Below are 19254 nucleotides of genomic sequence, written 5' to 3'. Positions count from 1 at the left end.
ATGATCAGCTATACCGAATACGACAGTCCGCTCGGCACGCTCTTGCTGGCCGCCAGCCCGCGCGGTATCACGGGGCTCTACTTCGAGGAGCACAAGTATTTCGCAGGTCCGGGAAATTGGCAGCGCGATGATGCGCAGCCGCACCTGATTGCGGCGGTGCGTCAACTGGAGGATTATTTTCGCGGCGAACGGCATGACTTCGATCTGGCGCTCGATGCGTCGGGCACGCCTTTCCAGCAGGCGGTATGGGATGCGCTGCGTTCGCTGCGCTTCGGCACGACGGCCACTTATGCGTCGATTGCCCAACGGATCGCCAGGCCGAATGCGATACGCGCGACCGGCACCGCCATCGGCAGGAATCCGATTTCCATTATCGTTCCCTGCCATCGGGTGCTGGGTTCTTCAGGTTCTCTGTCGGGATTCGCGGGCGGCTTGCCGCGCAAGCGGTATCTGCTCGATCTCGAAAGCCGCCATGCGTTCAAGTTGACGTAAGGGCGAGTCGGGAGCCGACGTCGCATCGACGCAAACGCTTGGCTACACCGTGGACACGGGACTGCGCCGACGGGAATATGAGGCAGGCAGGGGATGGGAAAAGAAGGGCTTTCGAACTTCAGTGTTGAGCTTCAAGGGGTACAAGGCGGAACAAGGCGGGATGCCGGCATCCCGCCTCGAATAAAGGTCTTGCCGGTGTCGCGCTTACTTGCCGGAGGAGCCGGAGCCTGCACCGCCCGTGGAGCCTGTGCCGGTACCGATGCCGGTGCCCGAGCTGCCGGTTGCACCTGCGCCTGTGCCGGGATCGCGCGTGGTGCCGGAGCCCATTGCGCTGCCGCCCGAAGCGTTGCCCATGGAGCTGCTTGCACCGGTGGCGCCGCTGCTGGAGGAGCCCATCGAGCTGCTGGAGCCATAGCTGCCGGAGCCGCTGGTGGCGCTCGGAGAGCTGCTAGTGGATCGTGTGCTTGAATTCATGCCGGAGGTGCCGCATGCGCTGAGTACCATTGCGCATACGAGAGGAATTGTCCACTTCATCATGAGAGTTCTCCTTAAGGAATCAATCGATAGTCGGTAACATGTGGCAGATAAGCTCATGCCAAAATTGCATGCTGCGAGTGTGAGAATCTTTCAATAACCGAAAGTTCCGACCGATGCATTTGGTTACACCGCGAAGAAATTGATGCGTATTCAGGTGTGAGAAGAGGCACGGCAATCTTCTTCGGAAGAACCGGTTGAGGTCGGCTCAAGGCAAGGGAATGAGGCGCCGTGGATCACGGCGGGACTTGCCGAATGCGGATGAAGCGCTTTCCTGTCCGCATTCGGGCAAGGAGGGGCGGGAGAAGGATCAGCTTGGGAACTGCTTACTTGCTGATCTGGTTGCCGACCACGCCGCCCACGGCTGCGCCGCCGATCGTACCCAGTGTGCTGCCTCCGCTGATGGCATGGCCGGCCGCACCGCCAAGGACTGCGCCCGCGCCGGTGCCGACGGTATTGCGTGAAGGCGTGCCGCATGCGGTCAATGTCGAGGCGAGCGTGACGGCACTGATCATCGATATCAATAGACGTTGTTTCATAATATCCTCCGGTGAGTTGGATCACGTTGCGTATTCCAACGAGGCTGGCGGTACCCGCACCGCGAAGACGACTGAAACAGCAAGCAGCAAGAAGGTGGTGTCTTCGCGCACCGTTGGAACGATAGTGGAAATGCAATCGTTCGACTGCCGATTATTGGCATGAGTTCCAGTACAGGATTTCCCTCAAGAAGCGGGACCGAGGGAAGAGACGAAATGACTGAGTAAAGGCAAGCAACGGCAAGTAACGGCCGGGCAAGAGGAGAAGAGCATGATGCAAGGAAGCTGCATGTGCGGCGGCGTGCGCTATGAATACGAGGGCGCGTTCGGCACGATCACGGTCTGTCATTGCAGTGACTGCCGCAAGGCGCAAGGCGGCGGCGGCGTGATTGCCGCGCCGGTGGAAAAGGAGAAATTCCGGTGGACGCAGGGAGAAGACCTGATCCAGGAATACGAATCGTCGCCCGGCAAGAAGCGGGCTTTCTGCCGCAGCTGCGGCACTCCGCTCTATTCGCGGCGCGACGCCGAGCCGGCGGTGCTGAGGCTGCGCATGGGCAGCCTCGACAGCGAGGTGGACGCCACGCCGGCAGCCCACATCTTCACCCTCGACGTGCCGGAATGGGCGGCCATCAACGACAACCTGCCTCACTACGATACGCACGAACCGGGACGCATCAACGTCTCCGAACAGCTGGCCGCACCCGCATTGCGGCAACGCAGCGTCGAATAAAAACGGCCTTCAACATGAAGGCCGTTCGGTTTCCTGCGATGCAGCAGAGGAATGGGCGGTGCGTCAGGCTGCCTTCTTGGCCGCCGCTTTCTTGGCGACTGCCTTCTTGACGGCGGGCTTGGCCGCGGCAGTCTTCGTCGCCGCGGTCTTGGCGGCCGTTTTCGAGGCCGCCTTCTTCGGTGCTGCGGTTTCCGCTTCGTCCTTGTCCTCCGCCTTGCCCTTGGCAGGCACCTTGCCCTTGCGCTCTTCGAACTCGAAGCTCACCTTGCCGTTCTTGTCCTTGACCAGATAAGCCTTGAAGGGACGGCGCGTGCGCTGCGAAATGAAGCCGGGCAGCAGATCGGTCTTGCCGTCGTTGAGCAGTTTGGCCATCTGCTCGGGCAGGATTTCCTGCTGCAGGATGATGCGGCCGCTGCGGAAGTCGCAGGCCTTGGGTTTGGCGACGGTCTTTTCGCAGACATAGGCCAGTCCCATTTCATAGACGCCGCTGCTGCACTTCGGGCAGGCGCCGAGCGGCGTCTGTTCCGAGAAATCGACGCCTTCGCCGTCCTCGCCCTCGTCCTGGTTCTGGCCGAAGTCGAATTCCAGCTTGAAGTTGTTGATGTCCGCATCGCGCACGATCTTCAGGATGGCGGCGAAGGGACGGCCCATCTTCGAGCGGAAACCCTGCAGCGGACCGATCTCGCGCTTCTGCAGCAATTCCTCGACTTCCGCGATTTCGAACTGGCGGCTGCCGGGAATCTTGCTCATCGAGAATTCGCACTTGGTGCAGGCGAAGCGGCGATAGTTTTCCTTCACCACGCCGCCGCAGTTGGGGCAGGGCGTGTTCAGCGTCGCATAGTCGCCGGGAATGGTCTCGTTGTCGTATTCCTTCGCGCGCTTGACGATGATCTGCGTCATCTGCGCGATCTCGCGCATGAACTCCTCGCGGCTGATCCTGCCGCGCTCCATCTGCGACAGCTTGTATTCCCATTCGCCGGTCAGCTCCGGCGCCGTCAGTTCATTGACGCCGAGGCCGCGCAGCAAGGTCATCAGCTGGAAGGCCTTGGCGGTCGGAATGATCTCGCGGCCTTCGCGCAGCAGGTATTTCTCGTTCAGCAGGCCTTCGATGATGGCCGCCCGGGTCGCCGGCGTGCCCAGCCCCTTGCCGGCCATCGCTTCGCGCAGTTCCTCGTCGTCGACCAGTTTGCCGGCGCCTTCCATGGCCGACAGCAGCGTGGCTTCGGAATAGCGGGCGGGCGGTTTCGTGACCAGGCCGTTGGCGGTGACCTTCTCGGTCTGCACCTTCTCGCCCTTGGCCACCGGCACCAGCGTGCCCGCGTTTTCCTTGTCGTCGTCGTTGGCGGCTTCGCGGCCGTAGATCGCCAGCCAGCCGGGATTGGTCATCACCTTGCCTTCGGTCTTGAACTGGTGGCCCGAGACTTCGGTGTAGCGGGTGGTGACCAGGAACTCGGCCGCCGGGAAGAATACCGCCATGAAGCGGCGCGTCACCAGGTCGTACAGCTTCTGTTCCGGCTCCGACAGGTTCTTCGGCGCCTGGGTGGTCGGGATGATCGCGAAGTGGTCGCTGATCTTGCTGTTGTCAAAGATGCGCTTGTTGGGCTTGACCCAGTTCTTGTTCAGGATCTGCGATGCGAACTGCTGGTAGTTATGGTTTTCGGCAACCACTTCCAGCGTCTGCCGCACGGTAGCCAGATAGTCTTCCGGCAGGTGGCGCGAATCGGTACGCGGATAGGTCAGCACCTTGTGCTTCTCATACAGCGCCTGGGCCAGGCCGAGGGTGTTCTTGGCGGAAAAGCCGAAGCGGGCATTGGCTTCCCGCTGCAGGCTGGTCAGGTCGAACAGGGCCGGAGCGATCTGCGTCGCCGGCTTCGATTCCTCGGTGACCGTGCCCTGCTTGCCGCGGCAGGCGGCAACGATGGATTCGGCCGCCGCCTTGCTCCACAGGCGCTCGGCCCGCTTTTCCGGATCGGTTTCGTCCTTCTTGAACTTGGTGTCGAGCCAGCGGCCTTCATAGACGCCGGCCGCGCAGATGAATTCGGCGCGCACTTCCCAATAGTCGCGCGGCACGAAACTCTTGATCTTCTCCTCGCGCTCGACCACGATCGACAGCGTCGGCGTCTGCACCCGGCCGACGGTGGTCAGGTAAAAGCCGCCTTCCTTCGAGTTGAAGGCGGTCATGGCGCGCGTGCCGTTGATGCCGATGAGCCAGTCGGCTTCACTGCGGCAGCGGGCCGCATCGGCCAGCGGCAGCATTTCCTGGTCTTCGCGCAGGCGGTGGAAGCCGTCGCGGATGGCGCCCGGGGTCATCGACTGCAGCCAAAGCCGCCTGATCGGCTGCTTGGCCTTCGCATACTGGGCGATCAGCCGGAAGATCAGTTCGCCTTCACGGCCCGCGTCGCATGCGTTGATCAGACCGGTGACATCCTTGCGCTTGATGAGTCTGGTCAGCACCTTCAGGCGCGATTCGGTCTTGGCGATCGGGTTGAGCGCGAAATGCGGCGGAATCACCGGCAAATGGGTAAATGTCCATTTGCCGCGCTTGACGTCGTATTCCTCGGGCGCGCCGATTTCGACCAGATGGCCGACAGCCGACGAAAGCACATACTCGTTGGATTCAAAGTACTCATCGTGCTTTGTAAAGCCGCCGAGCGCCTTCGCGATATCGTTCGCGACAGAGGGCTTCTCTGCGATGATGAGGGTCTTAGTCATAAAGTATTCTCGAAAGTGGCGCGGATAGGCGCGCGGTCATGCATGAAAAGCGGCCGGAGCAGGATTGCTCAAACGCAATCCCTACTAATATAACAACTTATCCGGTGAATTAGCGGCCAATGATAAGCGCGTTGCGGGAGAATCCGCAAGCAAGGAGAAGAGCGGCACCCGCCACGCGAAAGATTGAGTTTTCGACAACAGCGGGTTGATATTGATCTAGTTTGACAAGAGATAAGCGAAATTCAGTGCAGCAGGCGCGGTTCGGAATCTTCGTCGTCGGAAAACAATTCGTCGAAGATCAGGCCATCGGGTTCCTTGCCCTGGCTCCACAATACCATCAGGACGATCACCTTGATCTTGTCGAGCGATACCTGGGGGTCGCTCGCCGCAAGTGCCCGTTCAATGATGATTTCGCGCTGGATCGAATCGATGACCTTGGCTGATTCGAGAAACTGCAGAAAGCCTACCGTTTCCGTGCCCAGCACATCCATTTCCTGCGGCGCGTAGATGCGCATGCCGAAGGAAAACGCCGTTTGCTGCGGATAGCGGTCGGAAAACTCGTTGGTGGTTTCGGCAAGGTCGGTCAGCCAACCCAGTGCCTTGGAAATTTCTTCTTCGTCGAAACCGACGGCCGATAGCTTCTTGACCAGGGCATCCGAGTCAGGGCAGGCTTCCGGGCGGTAATAGGTTTCGTAAAGGTAAACGAGAACGTCGAACATGATTTCACTGTACCGTTAAGGCCGTGACGCCGACTGCGCGCCAAGACCTGGTTGCGAATAAATGACACTCTCGTGTTCATCTTTTCTTGCATATCGACACCGAAAAAGCCAAGAAAAGAGGTGCCATGCCAGCGACAGTACAAATAAATATTGCAGTCTTGCGTTCCAAGCATATCCGAAATCCGGAAATGCCGACAGCGAGTTTTTGGTTTCAGGATGTTGCCACTCGCCGTACGATGCTTCCGGGAAGCATTTCTACCATGCCATTCAGTTCATGATTCAGTAAAGCCGATTGCAGCTCGGCAATGCCCATATTGCATCGTTCGGCCAGCGTGTCCACATGCACCGGGTCGAATCCCAGGGCCGAAAGCACTGCGCATTCGGGAGCGCCGGTTGCATCGGCTTCCTCTTCGCGCTCGACTGCCGAAACGGAAATTTCTGGAAGAGCGGGTGCGAAGTGTGTCAGCTCCTCAAGAATATCCTGCGCCGACTCGACCAGCTTTGCGCCTTGTTTAATAAGCAGATGGCAACCCTTGGCCAGAGGAGAATGGATCGATCCGGGGATGGCGAAGACGTCGCGTCCCTGGTCGCCGGCCATGCGTGCGGTAATGAGCGAGCCCGAGCGTGCGGCGGCCTCGACGACGAGCACGCCCTGCGCCAATCCGGAAATGATCCGGTTGCGCCGCGGGAAATTGGCGGCAACGGCCGATGTGCCGAGCGTGTATTCACTGAGAATGCATCCGGTCTCGGCGATGCGGTGCGCCAGTTCGCGGTTGCGGGCCGGATACACGATGTCGGCGCCTGTACCGATGACGGCCACGGTCGAGCCCTTGCCGCGCAAGCCGCCGTGGTGGGCCGAGGTATCGATGCCCAGTGCCAGGCCGGAAATGATGGTCAAGCCGGCTTCGCTGAGCGCTTCCGAAAACTTCTCGGCGTTGATGAGACCTTGCGTGGTGGCATTGCGGCTGCCGACAACGGCGACGGCGGGCGCATTCAGCAGATCGGTACGCCCCTTCGCATACAGCACCAGCGGCGGATCGGAAATATCCAGCAGCGTCTTGGGATAGCAGCCATCACCCAAAGTCAGCATCTGGTTGCCGGACTGGTTCGCCCACTCCAGCGTCTTGTCGATCTGCGCCTGCAGGGCAGCGGTGACCGGAGTCGCCAGCGCATCGGCGATGCGCGGCGCCACCCATTGCGCCAGCGCATGGAAATCGGCTTCGAAGACCGCTTGCGGCGAGCCGAAAGCCGCGAGCAGCTTGCGGCCGGTCTGGTTGCCCACGCCGGGTGTCTCCACCAGCCTGATCCAGTACCCCAGTTCCTGGGCTTGCGAGGATGACAGCATCAACGGTGTCAAATTATTCCGGCGATTTGGCGACGTCGCCGACCTGCACCGTATCGGTCACCTGCATGACCAGGCCGTAGGAAATGTTGTCGAAAATCCTGAAGATGAACAGGCTGCCGTACTGGTTGTCCGGCAGCTTCACCTTGGGCTTGCCCCAGGAGCCGACCGAGAAGACGGAGCCTTTTTCGGTACGGTCGGTCACGACCTGGCCGTAGCGGTAAAGCTCGAGCACCGTGCCGAGATCGATGCCATCCTTGCTGCCGCGGTTGACCGTTACAATCTGGTTCTGGCCTGCCTGCGAAACGCCCCCATATACGGAGACGATGCGGGCATCGACCGGTTTTTCCGGCGGATGGGGCACGTAGTTCAGGATGGGAGCGGGTGGTACCGGCAGCAGTCGGTCGCCCACGCCCATTTCTTCCTTCACGGTAACGACACGGAAGACGTGGGCTTCATTGGCCGCCTGCGCCGCACGCTCCAGCTTGACGGTGCCGAGATAGGCCGCTTCATAGCCGATGACCTCGCGGCTGACCGGGTCCTTGAGCGGCGTGCCGGGACGAAATACCTGGAAGGAGGTGCCGGACTTGAGATCGCCGCGCACGAAGGCCTTGTCGTTCTTGCCAAGGATGACCCGGCTTTCATCGGTTGCCATGATGCGCGGCGCATCCTTGAGTTCACCTTCGGCGACGACCAGCGGCTGCGACAGGAAGGGCTCGATCACGCTCGAGGGAATTGCGGGGACGGCGTCCTGTCCAAGTCCTTCGGTACGAAGCTGCGGCGACAGGCGCACCGTCGGCACGCCGTCGGCATTGCCCTGATTACCCTGGCCAACCGGGCTGCCGAGGCGCAGCTTGCCCGAGGCGCGGTCGAGATAGACGGTCTGGCCGGGGTAGATCCAGTGCGGATTGCGGATCTCGTCGCGGTTCATGCCCCAGACCTGCGGCCAGCACCAGGGATGCTGAAGGAATTTGCCGGAAATGTCCCAAAGCGTGTCGCCGCGCACGACGGTGTGCTGATCCGGCGCATTTGGCAGGAAAGCACAGCGCGGAGACATTGTTGTTTCCCCGGCGGCATGCGCGCCGGAAGCCGATGCGAATGCGAGGAGAAGAGCTGCTGTGCTAAACTTTTTCATAGATCGATCCAATGAAACGTGGCGCATGTTTTTCTTCTTGTGTCTTTGCCACGGCATGTTGCCAAGCTGTAAATGATTACTTGGCCATAACTTGCCAAATTGAATCAAATTCTGCACATAAATCCTTGAACTAGCAAGAGAATCGACACCCCGTTACAACGGGTCTGTTGCACAAAAGCCGTATGTCCCTACTGAATATTTTGCGTTACCCCGATCCGCGCCTGCACAAGGTCGCCAAACCCGTAACGGTCTTCGACGAGCGCTTGAAGAAGCTGGCCGCCGACATGGCCGAGACCATGTACGACGCGCCGGGCATCGGCCTGGCTGCGACGCAGATCGACGTTCACGAACAGCTGATCGTCATCGATACTTCCGACGCGCATGATGCGTTGCAGGTGTTCATCAACCCCGAGATCGTCTGGGCGAGCGAGGAAAAGCAGGTCTATGACGAAGGATGCCTGTCGGTGCCCGGCATCTATGACGGCGTCGAACGGCCGTCGAGGGTGAAGGTGCGCGCGCTCGACCTGGAGGGCAAGCCCTTCGAGATCGAAGCGGACGGGCTGCTCGCGGTCTGCATCCAGCATGAAATGGATCACCTCAAGGGCAAGGTCTTCGTCGAATACCTGTCGCCGCTCAAGCGCAACCGCATCAAGACCAAGCTGCTGAAAGAAGAGCGAGAGCTCAACCGCGACAAGAAGAAAGTCGCCGCACGCTGATCTGTTGATCCGCTGGTCTTGCTGAACAACGCGGCGCCCGGAATGCGGCGCCGTTTCTTTCTTCACCTGCCGGCGCCGGCTTCCGCAATCATCCCGCTTCCAGCCCATGAAAATCATCTTCGCCGGCACTCCCGAATTCGCCGCCACCGCCCTGGAGGCCCTGCATGCCGCAGGCTTCGACGTTCCGCTTGTCCTGACCCAGCCGGACCGGCCCGCCGGACGCGGCATGCAGATGCATGCATCACCCGTCAAGCAGTTTGCGGCGGCGCGCGGCATTCCCGTGGCCCAGCCGGTTTCCCTACGCCTGGACGGCAAGTATCCGGATGTGGCGAAGGAGGCGCATGCGCTGCTGCAATCCACGCCGCATGACGTGATGGTCGTCGCAGCCTACGGTTTGATCCTGCCGCGCAGCGTGCTTGACATTCCCCGCCACGGCTGCATCAACATCCATGCCTCGCTGCTGCCGCGCTGGCGCGGCGCGGCGCCGATTCACCGGGCGATCGAGTCCGGCGATGCCGAGACAGGCATCACCATCATGCAGATGGAGGAAGGGCTGGACACCGGGCCGATGCTGGCAATGGAGAGCATGCCCATCGATGCCGGGACGACCACCGGCGAGTTGCATGACCGGCTTGCCGCCATGGGCGGCAGGATGATCGTCGATGTGATGAACCGGTTGAAGCAGCAGGGCAGCCTGCCGCCGGCGACGCCGCAGCCGGATGAGGGCGTGACTTATGCAGCCAAGATTGCCAAGGAAGAAGCGGCGTTGGATCTAAGCCAGCCTGCGGCCGTGCTGCATCGGAAGATACGCGCCTTCAACCCGTTTCCCGGCGCCGTCGCTCATTTCAATGACATTCCCGTCAAGTTCTGGCGCGCCGCACTGGTCGAGTCGGATTCGTCTGCCGAACCCGGCCAGGTGCTGGCGGCCAATGCGCAGGAAGGCGTGGTCGTTGCCTGCGGCAGCGGCGCCTTGCGCATACGCGAACTGCAGAAGCCGGGCAGCAAGCGCCTGCCCGCTGCCGAGTTCCTGAAAGGATTTCCGCTGGAGGGCGGGCGCTTCCGCTGATGTGCCGCAGCGCCCCGCGGGTTCAGGCCGCCTTGGCGTTATTGTCCGCAGCGACCGGCAGCGCGAGAATATCCGCCGTGCGCAGGATTTCGCCGAAACTGTCGCTGATTTCGGTCAGCGCTGCCCGGTGCAGCTCGGCATGCCCGACAACGCCGCCATCCCAGGCATCGATGTCGCGTGTCGCGCTGGCGTCGGCCGCGACGATGACCTGGTAGCCGAGCGGCCGTGCATCGCGCGCCGTGGTCGAAACGCACATATGCGTCATCAGCCCGCAGATAATGAGTGTCTTGATTCCCTGGCCCTGCAGGCGTGCATGCAGGTCGGTGCTGGCAAAGCTGCTTGCGGTGGTCTTGCGCACCTGTTCATGGTGCGGCTGCGGCAGGATGTCCTGGTGGAATGCCGATGACGCACCATCGGCGGCGAACAGCGGCCCGCCGCTGGCGCCGACATGCTGAACATGAAACACCCTGATGCCGCTGCGGTCGGCAAAGGCGACCAGTTCGCGGGCCTTGTCGAGCGCCGAGCGGCCGTCGGGAATCGGCAGCTTGCCGCCTTCAAAATATTCCTGCTGGAAATCGATGACGATCAGTGCAGTCGTGGCGGCGTCGAGCCGGCTGGTGGCTGGGGCACCGGCGATGCGGCGCATGGTGGGATGGGTCATGGCGGAGTCTCCTTTTGGCTTGGGGATTGGCTAAATGAGCGTTCATCCTAAATCATTCCGTCTGCAGGCAACATTGGTGTGGCTGCACAAGATTTGTTCCATTCCCGCACAGCTCTGCGCAATAACCGCAGCGGCAGACCGCCGTACGCCGATTGCGGCTTACTCAAGATATTGATTTCACGTATAATTTTTTGGCGCCGATTTGATTGGAAAAAGTCAAAACCCAGCTTGCGGGCGCCAGGGTCAAGTCCCGTTAAAAATGCAGCTAAAGCGGACGTTGAACCCGGTCCCGCTTTGCAGGCCGGGTTTTTTGCTTTGAAGGGAAACCATGAAACGCGACGCCATCTCCTCCACCGAAGCGCTATTGCGCGATCTGCTGTCCCAGCGCATCCTGATTCTCGACGGCGCGATGGGCACCATGATCCAGCAATACAAGCTGAGCGAGGAGGACTACCGCGGCGCGCGTTTCGCCGACTTCTCCGTGCCCGGCAAGGAATTGTTCATCAAGGGCAACAACGACCTGCTGGTGCTTACCCAGCCGAAGGTCATCAGCGAGATCCACGAGCAGTATCTCGCCGCCGGCGCCGACCTGATCGAAACCAATACCTTCGGTGCCACCAGCGTGGCCCAGGACGATTACCACCTTGGTCATCTCGCCTATGAAATGAACGTGGCCGCCGCCAAGCTGGCACGCGCGGCCTGCGACAAGTATTCGACCGCCGACAAGCCGCGCTTCGTCGCCGGCGCGCTCGGCCCGACGCCGAAGACCGCATCCATCTCGCCCGACGTCAACGACCCTGCGGCCCGCAACATCACCTTCGACCAGCTGGTCGAGGCTTATCTTGAGCAGACCCGCGGCCTGGTCGACGGCGGCGCCGACGTGCTGCTGGTCGAAACCATCTTCGATACGCTCAACTGCAAGGCGGCGCTGTTCGCCATCGACACCTATTTCGAAGAAACCGGCAAGCGCCTGCCGATCATGATTTCCGGCACCGTCACCGACGCCTCCGGCCGCATCCTGTCCGGCCAGACGGTGGCCGCTTTCTGGCATTCGGTGCGTCACGCAAGACCCTTGTCGGTCGGCCTCAACTGCGCGCTCGGCGCGGCGCTGATGCGGCCCTATGCGGAAGAACTGTCGAAGATCGCCGACACCTTCATCTCCGTCTATCCGAATGCCGGCCTGCCCAACCCGATGGCCGACACCGGCTTCGACGAAACTCCGGACATTACGTCTTCCCTGCTCAAGGACTTCGCCGAGAGCGGCTTCGTCAATATCGCCGGCGGCTGCTGCGGCACCACGCCGGCCCACATCAAGGCGATCGCCGATTCGGTCGGCAAGCTGCCCCCGCGCATGCTGCCCGTCTCGTCGCCGACGATGAAGCTGTCCGGCCTCGAGCCTTTCGTCATCGACGAGGATTCGCTGTTCGTCAACGTCGGCGAACGCACCAACGTCACCGGCTCCAAGGCCTTCGCCCGCATGATCCTCAACGAGCAGTATGACGAGGCGCTGTCGGTCGCGCGGCAGCAGGTGGAGAACGGCGCGCAGATCATCGACATCAACATGGACGAGGCGATGCTGGATTCTATCGCCGCGATGACCCGCTTCTTGAACCTGATCGCGTCCGAGCCCGACATCGCGCGCGTGCCGATCATGATCGACTCGTCGAAATGGTCGGTGATCGAAGCCGGCCTCAAGTGCGTGCAGGGCAAGTCGGTGGTCAACTCGATCTCGATGAAGGAAGGCGAGGAGGAATTCCTGCGCCAAGCCAAGCTGTGCCGCCGCTACGGCGCGGCCGTCATCGTGATGGCCTTCGACGAAACCGGCCAGGCCGATACCTTCGAGCGCAAGATCGAGATCTGCGAGCGCGCCTACAAGCTGCTGACCGAGAAAGTCGGCTTCCCGCCGGAAGACATCATTTTCGACCCGAACATCTTCGCGATCGCCACCGGCATTGAGGAGCACAACAACTACGCGGTCGATTTCATCAATGCCACGCGCTGGATCCGCGACAACTTGCCGCATGCCAAGATCAGCGGCGGCGTCTCGAACGTGAGCTTCAGCTTCCGCGGCAACGATCCGGCGCGCGAAGCGATCCATACCGTCTTCTTGTATCACGCGATCAAGGCCGGCCTCACGATGGGCATCGTCAATGCCGGGATGGTCGGCGTTTATGATGAACTCGCTCCGGAACTGCGCGAGCGCGTCGAGGACGTGGTGCTGAACCGCCGCGAGGATGCGACCGAGCGCATGATCGAGTTTGCCGCCACGCTGAAAGCCGGCGGCAAGAAGGAAGAGCAGAACCTGGAGTGGCGCAGCGATCCGGTGGAAAAGCGCCTGGCGCATGCGCTGGTGCACGGCATCACCCAGTGGATCGTCGAGGATACCGAGGAAGCGCGCGCGATGATCGCCGCCAGCGGCGGCCGTCCGATCAATGTGATCGAAGGTCCGCTGATGGACGGCATGAACATCGTCGGCGACCTGTTCGGCCAGGGCAAGATGTTCCTGCCGCAGGTGGTGAAGTCGGCGCGCGTGATGAAGCAGGCGGTCGCCCACCTGATTCCCTTCATCGAGGAAGAAAAGCGACTGGAAGAAGAGAGGACTGGCATCGCTGCCAAGCCCAAGGGCAAGATCGTCATCGCCACCGTCAAGGGCGACGTGCACGACATCGGCAAGAACATCGTGTCGGTGGTCCTCCAGTGCAACAACTTCGAAGTCGTCAACATGGGCGTGATGGTGCCGTGCTCGGAAATCCTGGCCAAGGCCAAGGCCGAGAATGCCGACATCATCGGCCTGTCGGGGCTGATTACGCCCTCGCTGGAAGAAATGGCTTACGTGGCCAAGGAAATGCAGCGCGACGAGCATTTCCGCATGCTGAAGATTCCGCTGCTGATCGGCGGCGCCACCACCAGCCGCGCGCATACCGCGGTGAAGATCGCACCCAACTATGAAGGCCCGGTGGTCTACGTGCCGGACGCCTCGCGTTCGGTCTCGGTCGCGCAGTCGCTGCTGACGCAGGAGCAGCGCGACCGCTATATCGAGGAAATCAAGACAGACTACGAGCGCATCCGCGAACAGCATGCGAACAAGAAGGCGGTGCCGATGGTGACGCTGGCCGAGGCGCGCGCGAACAAGACGAAGCTCGAATTCGCGCCGGTCAAGCCGAAGTTCATCGGCCGCCGGGTATTCAAGAACTACGACCTGGCCGCGCTGGCGCAGTACATCGACTGGGGCCCGTTCTTCCAGACTTGGGACCTGGCCGGACCGTTCCCCGCCATCCTGAAGGACGAGGTGGTGGGCGAGCAGGCCAGCAAGGTCTACGAGGAAGGCCAGGCCATGCTGAAGAAGCTGATCGAAGGCCGCTGGCTGACCGCCAACGGCGTGATCGCGCTGCTGCCGGCGAATACGGTCAACGATGACGACATCGAGATCTATACCGACGAGTCGCGCACCAAGGTGGCGTTCACCTATTACGGCGTGCGCCAGCAGACGGCCAAGCCGGTGATCGACGGCGTCGCCCGCCCGAACCAGTGCCTGGCCGATTTCATCGCGCCCAAGTCGTCCGGCATCGCCGACTACATCGGCCTGTTCGCGGTGACCGCCGGCATCGGCATCGAGAAACATGAGAAGCGCTTCGAGGATGCGCATGACGACTACAGCAGCATCATGCTCAAGTCGCTCGCCGACCGCCTGGCCGAAGCCTTCGCCGAGCATCTGCACGAGCGGGTGCGCAAGGACCTGTGGGGCTATGCGCCCGAGGAAAAGCTGAGCAACGAGGAACTGATCAAGGAAGCCTACCGCGGCATCCGTCCCGCGCCCGGTTATCCGGCCTGCCCGGAACACACGGTCAAGGCCGACATGTTCGAAGTGCTGCAGGCCGAAGAGGTCGGCATGCGCGTCACCGAGTCGTTTGCGATGTTCCCGGGCGCTTCCGTCTCGGGCTTCTACTTCGCTCATCCGGAGTCGAAGTACTTCGTGGTCGGCAAGATCGGCGAGGATCAGGTAGACGACATGGCGCAGCGGCGCGGGGCGAGCAAGGAAGACCTGGAGCGCTGGCTGGCGCCGAATCTTTCCTGATGCAGGGAAGAAGGGAAAAGGGAAGGTCCAGGCGCGCGATGCGGAAAGCCTGGACTCAATGAAGCTGGCTGATCGGTTTCAGCAGGCGCTGCGCGCCACGTTGTCGCCCCATTCGAAGGCCGAGACCTGCAGGTTGTAGAGGTCGTGATCCGACAGCTGGAAATGCAGGATGAGATCGTCCAGCATCGTGCCGGCTTCTTCCACACGTTCCATGTGCTCGGCCAGGCGCAGCATTTCGCCGAAGGGGCCGGTGCGATGCAGCAGGGCCTCGCTGACTTCCTCCACCACCGACACCTGTTCCAGGATCTGGGCCATCGGCATGCTGAACAGGGTATCCATCAGCGACATGATGCCGACGGTGAACGCCGTATCCGCCATGGCGCGGTTGCGCGGATCGACCTGCTGCGCAATCAGCTCCAGCAGCTTACCCCGGGTGGCTGCGAGCGTCAGCAGCGGCGTCATGTTGTGGCCCTTCTTGCACGGCTCGGCATACAGCATGATCTGCAGCCAGCGCTGCAGCTGGCTGCGGCCGAGCAGCATGAGCGCCTGGCTGACGGAGTCGATGCGCCGCCGTGCACCGATGGCAGGCGTGTTGACGAGTCGCAGCAGGTTGAAGCACAGCGTGACGTCCTTCTTGACGCTGCTTTCGATGGCCGCATTGTCGGCGTCGGAGCGGACCTGGTTCATCAGGTGCATGATCGCCAGCTGCGACGGCGACAGCTTCTTGCCGCTCAGAATGAGCGGTTTGGCGAAATAGTAGCCCTGGAAATAATCGAAGCCGAGATCGAGGCAGGTCTTGAACTGGTCCGGCGTTTCCACTTTCTCGGCGAGCAGCTTCTTGCCGGCGGCCTTGAACTGCGCGGTCAGCTTGAGCAGGGCCGACAAGGGCATGTCGCGCAGGTCGAACTTGACGATCTCCACCAGCGGCAGCAGCTTGCGCACATCTTCGCCGTCGGTGATGACATCGTCGAGCGCGAAGCGGAAGCCGGCCTTGACCAGCTGCGAGACGCGGTCGAAGATCTCCGGCGTCACCTTCACGGTCTCCACGATTTCCAGCACCACCTTTTCGCGCGGCAGGAACTGGAAGATATCGCTCATCAGCACGGCGGCGTCGACATTGATGTAGCCGAGCGACTCGCCGACGACTTTTTCCATGCCCAACTGGGAGGTATGGGCAATGACCGATGCGGTCGCGGAAAGGTCGCTGGTGAAGCGCGCCGGACCGCTGGCGGCATTCCTGAACAGGAGTTCGTAGGCAACCAGCGACTGGTTGCGGTCCAGAATGGGTTGGCGGGCGAGGAAGAATTCACGGACGCGCAGCGGAATCGCCGGGCTGTCGTTGGGCATGAGATTGGCAATCATTGCGTGTGGTCTCGCCTTGTTGGAGTCATATTGCACCGTGGGCCAGCATGCCGCCAGAAAAATGCGCACAGGTCGTATGGGTCACCGTCCTTTTCCTCGCAGGAATCCCCGTCACGTTGGTCGGGAGCCGACGCATACGGCCTCTTCGCACTTGTATTGCCTGAGCAAGCCGTCACTGAATAGCCTGAATTACTTCGTAAACACTCTAGCCTATTTTTAATTGCCGCGGCGCAACTTTCGATTGTGCAGTGCAGGTTTCATGCGGGCAATGGCAGTTCAGGTGCGGATCCACGGCGAAACCTGGCGGCGGAGTCACAGAGAAACAGGCTCTCCCTCGACGAAAACCTTCATCTCGCCCTGTGCGAATTGTGTCCATGTCTCGTTGTCGGTCAGCGGCGCCGTGACGATGACCGCGACCCGGTCATTGGGCGTGGTGACTTGGGAAAAATCGACTGTCATGTCCTCGTCGGCCAGCTTGGCCATGGCGAACGGGTACTTGCGCACGATGTAGTGCAGGTTGGTCGAGCAGTGCGCGAACAGGGCCGTGCCATCGGACAGCATCATGTTGAATGCGCCGTGGGAAGCGATTTCCGCGGTGAGCTCGCGCAGGGCGGCAGTCAGGTCGGGAAGCGAGGGGGGCGTGCCGCCGAAACGCCGGCGCATTTCCTGCAGCAGGTAGCAGAATGCCATTTCGCTGTCGGTGCAGCCCACCGGACGGAAGGCACCGTTCAGCTCCGGCGCAAAATTCTTGAGGTCGCCGTTATGGGCAAAGACCCAGTAGCGTCCCCACAATTCCCGCACGAAAGGATGGCAGTTTTCGAGGGCGATCTTGCCTTGGGTCGCCTTGCGGATGTGCGCGATCACGTTCTTGGACTTGATCGGCCAGCGCTTGATCAGCTCCGCGACGGGGGAGGCAATGGCCGCCTCATGGTCGACGAAATGGCGTACCCCCGCGCCTTCGAAGAAGGCGATGCCCCAGCCGTCGTGATGGACGTCGGTGCGACCGCCCCGCGTGGCAAAACCGGTAAAGCTGAACACAATGTCGGTCGGGACATTGCAATTCATTCCAAGAAGCTGGCACATGAATGAAAAGAGATAAATGGAATGGTTGATTGCGACAACATACCATGTTCAGGACAACCGCAGCAGGGCGGAAATTCCGTGCGCGCCTTTCAGACCGCTGCCCGCAGGCCCTGCTGCATGGCCCGCGACTGCCACGGATCTTCTTCCGGTCGAGGAAACTGGCGCGCCATGAAATCCACGAAAGTGCGGACCTTGGCCGACAGCAGCCGCCTGCTCGGATAGACCAGCATCACGGGAAGCTGTCCGAGATGATGATCGGGCAGCAAGCGCACAAGCCGCCCGGCCGCAAGATCGTCGCCGAGGGCAAAGGAGGGCCGGATCGTGATGCCCATGCCGGCAAGCGCACAATGGCGCAGCAGGTCGCCGTTGTTGGAAACGACCTTGCCGGTTACGGGAATGTTGATGGTATTGCCTTCCATGTCCTTGACCGGCCAGTGATGGCGCAGTTGTTCATATGAAAAATTCAGGCAGGAATGGCGCGAAATGTCGTCCAGTTCTTCCGGCGCACCATGCCGCTTCACGTAATCCGGAGAAGCGCACAGCAGAGCTTCGGAAACTGCCAGCTGACGGGCGATCATGCTGGAGTCAAATTTCTGGAAATCGATGAAGATGCCGACATCAAAGCGATCTTCGACGAGGTCGACCGTTCTGTCCGAAAGTGTTACATCAAGTGTCACGTCCGGATATTGGCTTGCGTACGCCGGCAGCAGCTGGGCAAGCTGCTGCTGCCCGAAGCCCAGATGCGAATAGATGCGCAGGATGCCGCTCGGCTTTTTGGACTGTGCCGAGGCGATGGCTTCCGCATCCTCCACTTCCTGCAGGATCTGCAGCACGCGCTCGAGATAGGCATGCCCGGTTTCCGTCAGCGAGAGCTTGCGCGTCGTGCGGTTCAGCAGTCTTGTGCCGAGATGTTCCTCAAGGTCGGCGACATGCCTGGTCACGACCGCATTGGACAGCTCCAGCGCCTGTGCGGCGCGCGCGAAGCTGCCTTGTTCCACGACCTTCGCAAAAACCCGCATTGACTGCAGACGATCCATTCATGCCCCCATTATTCCTGCTGCGTAAATAGTAACTTTAAATTATTGGGTACTCTTGCGTGCTTTGCAAACCAATGTTGTGCTTGATGCGGATTTGTTCTCGAGCCTTCCGTGCACGGCCCCATCCATGGATCCGCTTCCGGCAACGTTGATGCAGGGCTTGTACATACTCGGACGGATTACCCGGGGTTTTTTCTCTTGCCCGCAAATACATCCGAAGAATCAAGCTCTTGCACCATCCGGCACAGGTCTTGCGATGTCTTTTCAGGACATCTGCCGGAGGCGCAGTTTCTGCACCTCCGGTCGTGAATATTTTTGTTCAGTGCAGTCTGGCTGTCATTTGTGTGTCATTTGCGCGAGGCTGCTATCCCTCTCCGGTTCCCGTCACTATCTGCGTCAAGCAGTAGTGGCGGGTTTTTTTATTCAGGAGGTGAAGTGGCGATTCAGCCTTTTCATCGTGAAAATTTGTCGCTTTACATATTTGGACAAGCAACGTAATCGTCCTGACAAACGAATGGCTGGCTTTGCGAGAAGAGCTTTTACAAAAGTTCGTTCGGATCCTGTACCGGATTGTCCGTAAATTACCGGGATTAACAGGCATTTGGAGTACGGTCGGGATGAACAATATCCGGCAGGCATTTCTTTCCCTGCTGCGCTGCAACATGCATCTCAGCCATATTTCCGAGGGGATTTCTTTCATTCCTGGCCGATACGCTTCGACCTTGCAGGGCAATTCAAAGTGATACACATTTGGACGGAGTTTTTGCGCTATCTCGAATTTACCTTGATAAATCAAAGGTTTGCTGCGCGGGCTTGGGAATTGCTATGTGAAGGCAAGCCAGAGCCTGCCACATAGCGGCGTTGGTCGACCCTGATCGCTTTGCATAGGCCAGCAATATCACGATTCGTCGAAATATAAAGGATGAACTAGTGTGGTGTCCCGCAAATAACTTTATATAAATTGAAGTGTCTATTGGCTATGCTGCTGAAACAGGAGTGTGGCCATGGAACGCGGACGTCCAAAGAAAGCGGAAATCACGCTGTCGGAGCAGGA

15 protein-coding genes are annotated in these 19254 nt (G+C 60.6%); 5 read left to right on the top strand and 10 right to left on the bottom strand.

Annotated features, from left to right (window positions below):
* Nucleotides 1-492, top strand: a complete 492-nt coding sequence (locus IGW03_RS30390; protein WP_194726215.1) for a methylated-DNA--[protein]-cysteine S-methyltransferase — start codon at nt 1-3, stop codon at nt 490-492.
* A gap of 204 nt (nt 493-696) precedes the next feature.
* Here IGW03_RS30390 and IGW03_RS30385 read toward each other — a convergent pair whose 3' ends face one another.
* Together IGW03_RS30385 and IGW03_RS30380 are read right to left on the bottom strand one after the other, a co-directional pair.
* The gene (locus tag IGW03_RS30385; protein ID WP_194726214.1) at nt 697-1029 is read right to left on the bottom strand and encodes a hypothetical protein; all 333 of its coding nucleotides are present in this window, start codon (nt 1027-1029) and stop codon (nt 697-699) included.
* A gap of 323 nt (nt 1030-1352) precedes the next feature.
* Entirely contained in the window at nt 1353-1565 is a 213-nt protein-coding gene (locus IGW03_RS30380) for a glycine zipper 2TM domain-containing protein (protein WP_194726213.1), read from the bottom strand.
* A gap of 268 nt (nt 1566-1833) precedes the next feature.
* On the opposite strand from IGW03_RS30380, the gene IGW03_RS30375 reads away from it, so the two are divergent.
* Nucleotides 1834-2292, top strand: coding sequence for a GFA family protein (locus IGW03_RS30375; RefSeq protein ID WP_194726212.1), 459 nt, complete (start codon nt 1834-1836; stop codon nt 2290-2292).
* Nucleotides 2293-2355: 63 nt separating this feature from the next.
* Here IGW03_RS30375 and IGW03_RS30370 read toward each other — a convergent pair whose 3' ends face one another.
* The 4 genes from IGW03_RS30370 to IGW03_RS30355 form a co-directional block, all read right to left on the bottom strand.
* The gene (locus IGW03_RS30370) at nt 2356-5004 is read right to left on the bottom strand and encodes a DNA topoisomerase III (RefSeq protein WP_194726211.1); all 2649 of its coding nucleotides are present in this window, start codon (nt 5002-5004) and stop codon (nt 2356-2358) included.
* Between the two features lie 242 nt (nt 5005-5246).
* Nucleotides 5247-5723, bottom strand: coding sequence for a Smg family protein (locus IGW03_RS30365; RefSeq protein WP_194726210.1), 477 nt, complete (start codon nt 5721-5723; stop codon nt 5247-5249).
* A 211-nt stretch (nt 5724-5934) separates the two neighbouring features.
* Nucleotides 5935-7068: a DNA-processing protein DprA gene (dprA, locus tag IGW03_RS30360; protein ID WP_194726209.1), complete on the bottom strand. Its 1134-nt coding sequence runs from the start codon at nt 7066-7068 to the stop codon at nt 5935-5937.
* 13 nt (nt 7069-7081) lie between these two features.
* Nucleotides 7082-8200 carry a LysM peptidoglycan-binding domain-containing protein gene (locus tag IGW03_RS30355; protein WP_194726208.1) on the bottom strand — a complete coding sequence of 373 codons (1119 nt, stop codon included), beginning with the start codon at nt 8198-8200 and terminating at the stop codon, nt 7082-7084.
* Nucleotides 8201-8382: 182 nt separating this feature from the next.
* Between IGW03_RS30355 and def the strand changes: the two genes are divergently transcribed.
* Nucleotides 8383-8916 (top strand): peptide deformylase, encoded by a 534-nt coding sequence (def, locus tag IGW03_RS30350; protein WP_194726207.1) that lies wholly within the window; start codon nt 8383-8385, stop codon nt 8914-8916.
* 106 nt (nt 8917-9022) lie between these two features.
* Complete coding sequence (gene fmt / locus IGW03_RS30345) at nt 9023-9982, top strand: methionyl-tRNA formyltransferase (protein ID WP_194726206.1); 960 nt, start codon at nt 9023-9025, stop codon at nt 9980-9982.
* 22 nt (nt 9983-10004) lie between these two features.
* Here fmt and IGW03_RS30340 read toward each other — a convergent pair whose 3' ends face one another.
* A complete protein-coding gene (locus IGW03_RS30340; RefSeq protein WP_194726205.1) occupies nt 10005-10643 on the bottom strand; it encodes a cysteine hydrolase family protein in 639 nt (212 codons plus the stop codon).
* A 328-nt stretch (nt 10644-10971) separates the two neighbouring features.
* Here IGW03_RS30340 and metH point away from each other — a divergent pair, with 328 nt between their 5' ends.
* The gene (gene metH / locus IGW03_RS30335) at nt 10972-14718 is read left to right on the top strand and encodes a methionine synthase (protein ID WP_194726204.1); all 3747 of its coding nucleotides are present in this window, start codon (nt 10972-10974) and stop codon (nt 14716-14718) included.
* Nucleotides 14719-14796: 78 nt separating this feature from the next.
* On the opposite strand, the gene IGW03_RS30330 is transcribed toward metH, so the two are convergent.
* The 3 genes from IGW03_RS30330 to IGW03_RS30320 all read right to left on the bottom strand — a co-directional run bounded on the left by IGW03_RS30330 (nt 14797) and on the right by IGW03_RS30320 (nt 18200).
* Nucleotides 14797-16080, bottom strand: a complete 1284-nt coding sequence (locus IGW03_RS30330; protein WP_194726203.1) for an EAL and HDOD domain-containing protein — start codon at nt 16078-16080, stop codon at nt 14797-14799.
* A 312-nt stretch (nt 16081-16392) separates the two neighbouring features.
* On the bottom strand, nt 16393-17163 hold the full coding sequence (locus tag IGW03_RS30325; protein ID WP_194726202.1) for a class II glutamine amidotransferase: 771 nt from the start codon (nt 17161-17163) through the stop codon (nt 16393-16395).
* Between the two features lie 89 nt (nt 17164-17252).
* Nucleotides 17253-18200: a LysR family transcriptional regulator gene (locus IGW03_RS30320; RefSeq protein WP_194726201.1), complete on the bottom strand. Its 948-nt coding sequence runs from the start codon at nt 18198-18200 to the stop codon at nt 17253-17255.
* Nucleotides 18201-19254: the final 1054 nt, after the last annotated feature.

Origin of the sequence: Noviherbaspirillum malthae (assembly GCF_015352985.1) — a bacterium.
Lineage (GTDB): Bacteria > Pseudomonadota > Gammaproteobacteria > Burkholderiales > Burkholderiaceae_D > Noviherbaspirillum > Noviherbaspirillum malthae.
Note: the sequence above shows the minus strand (reverse complement) of the source record. Positions and strands in the feature narration are given on the sequence as shown.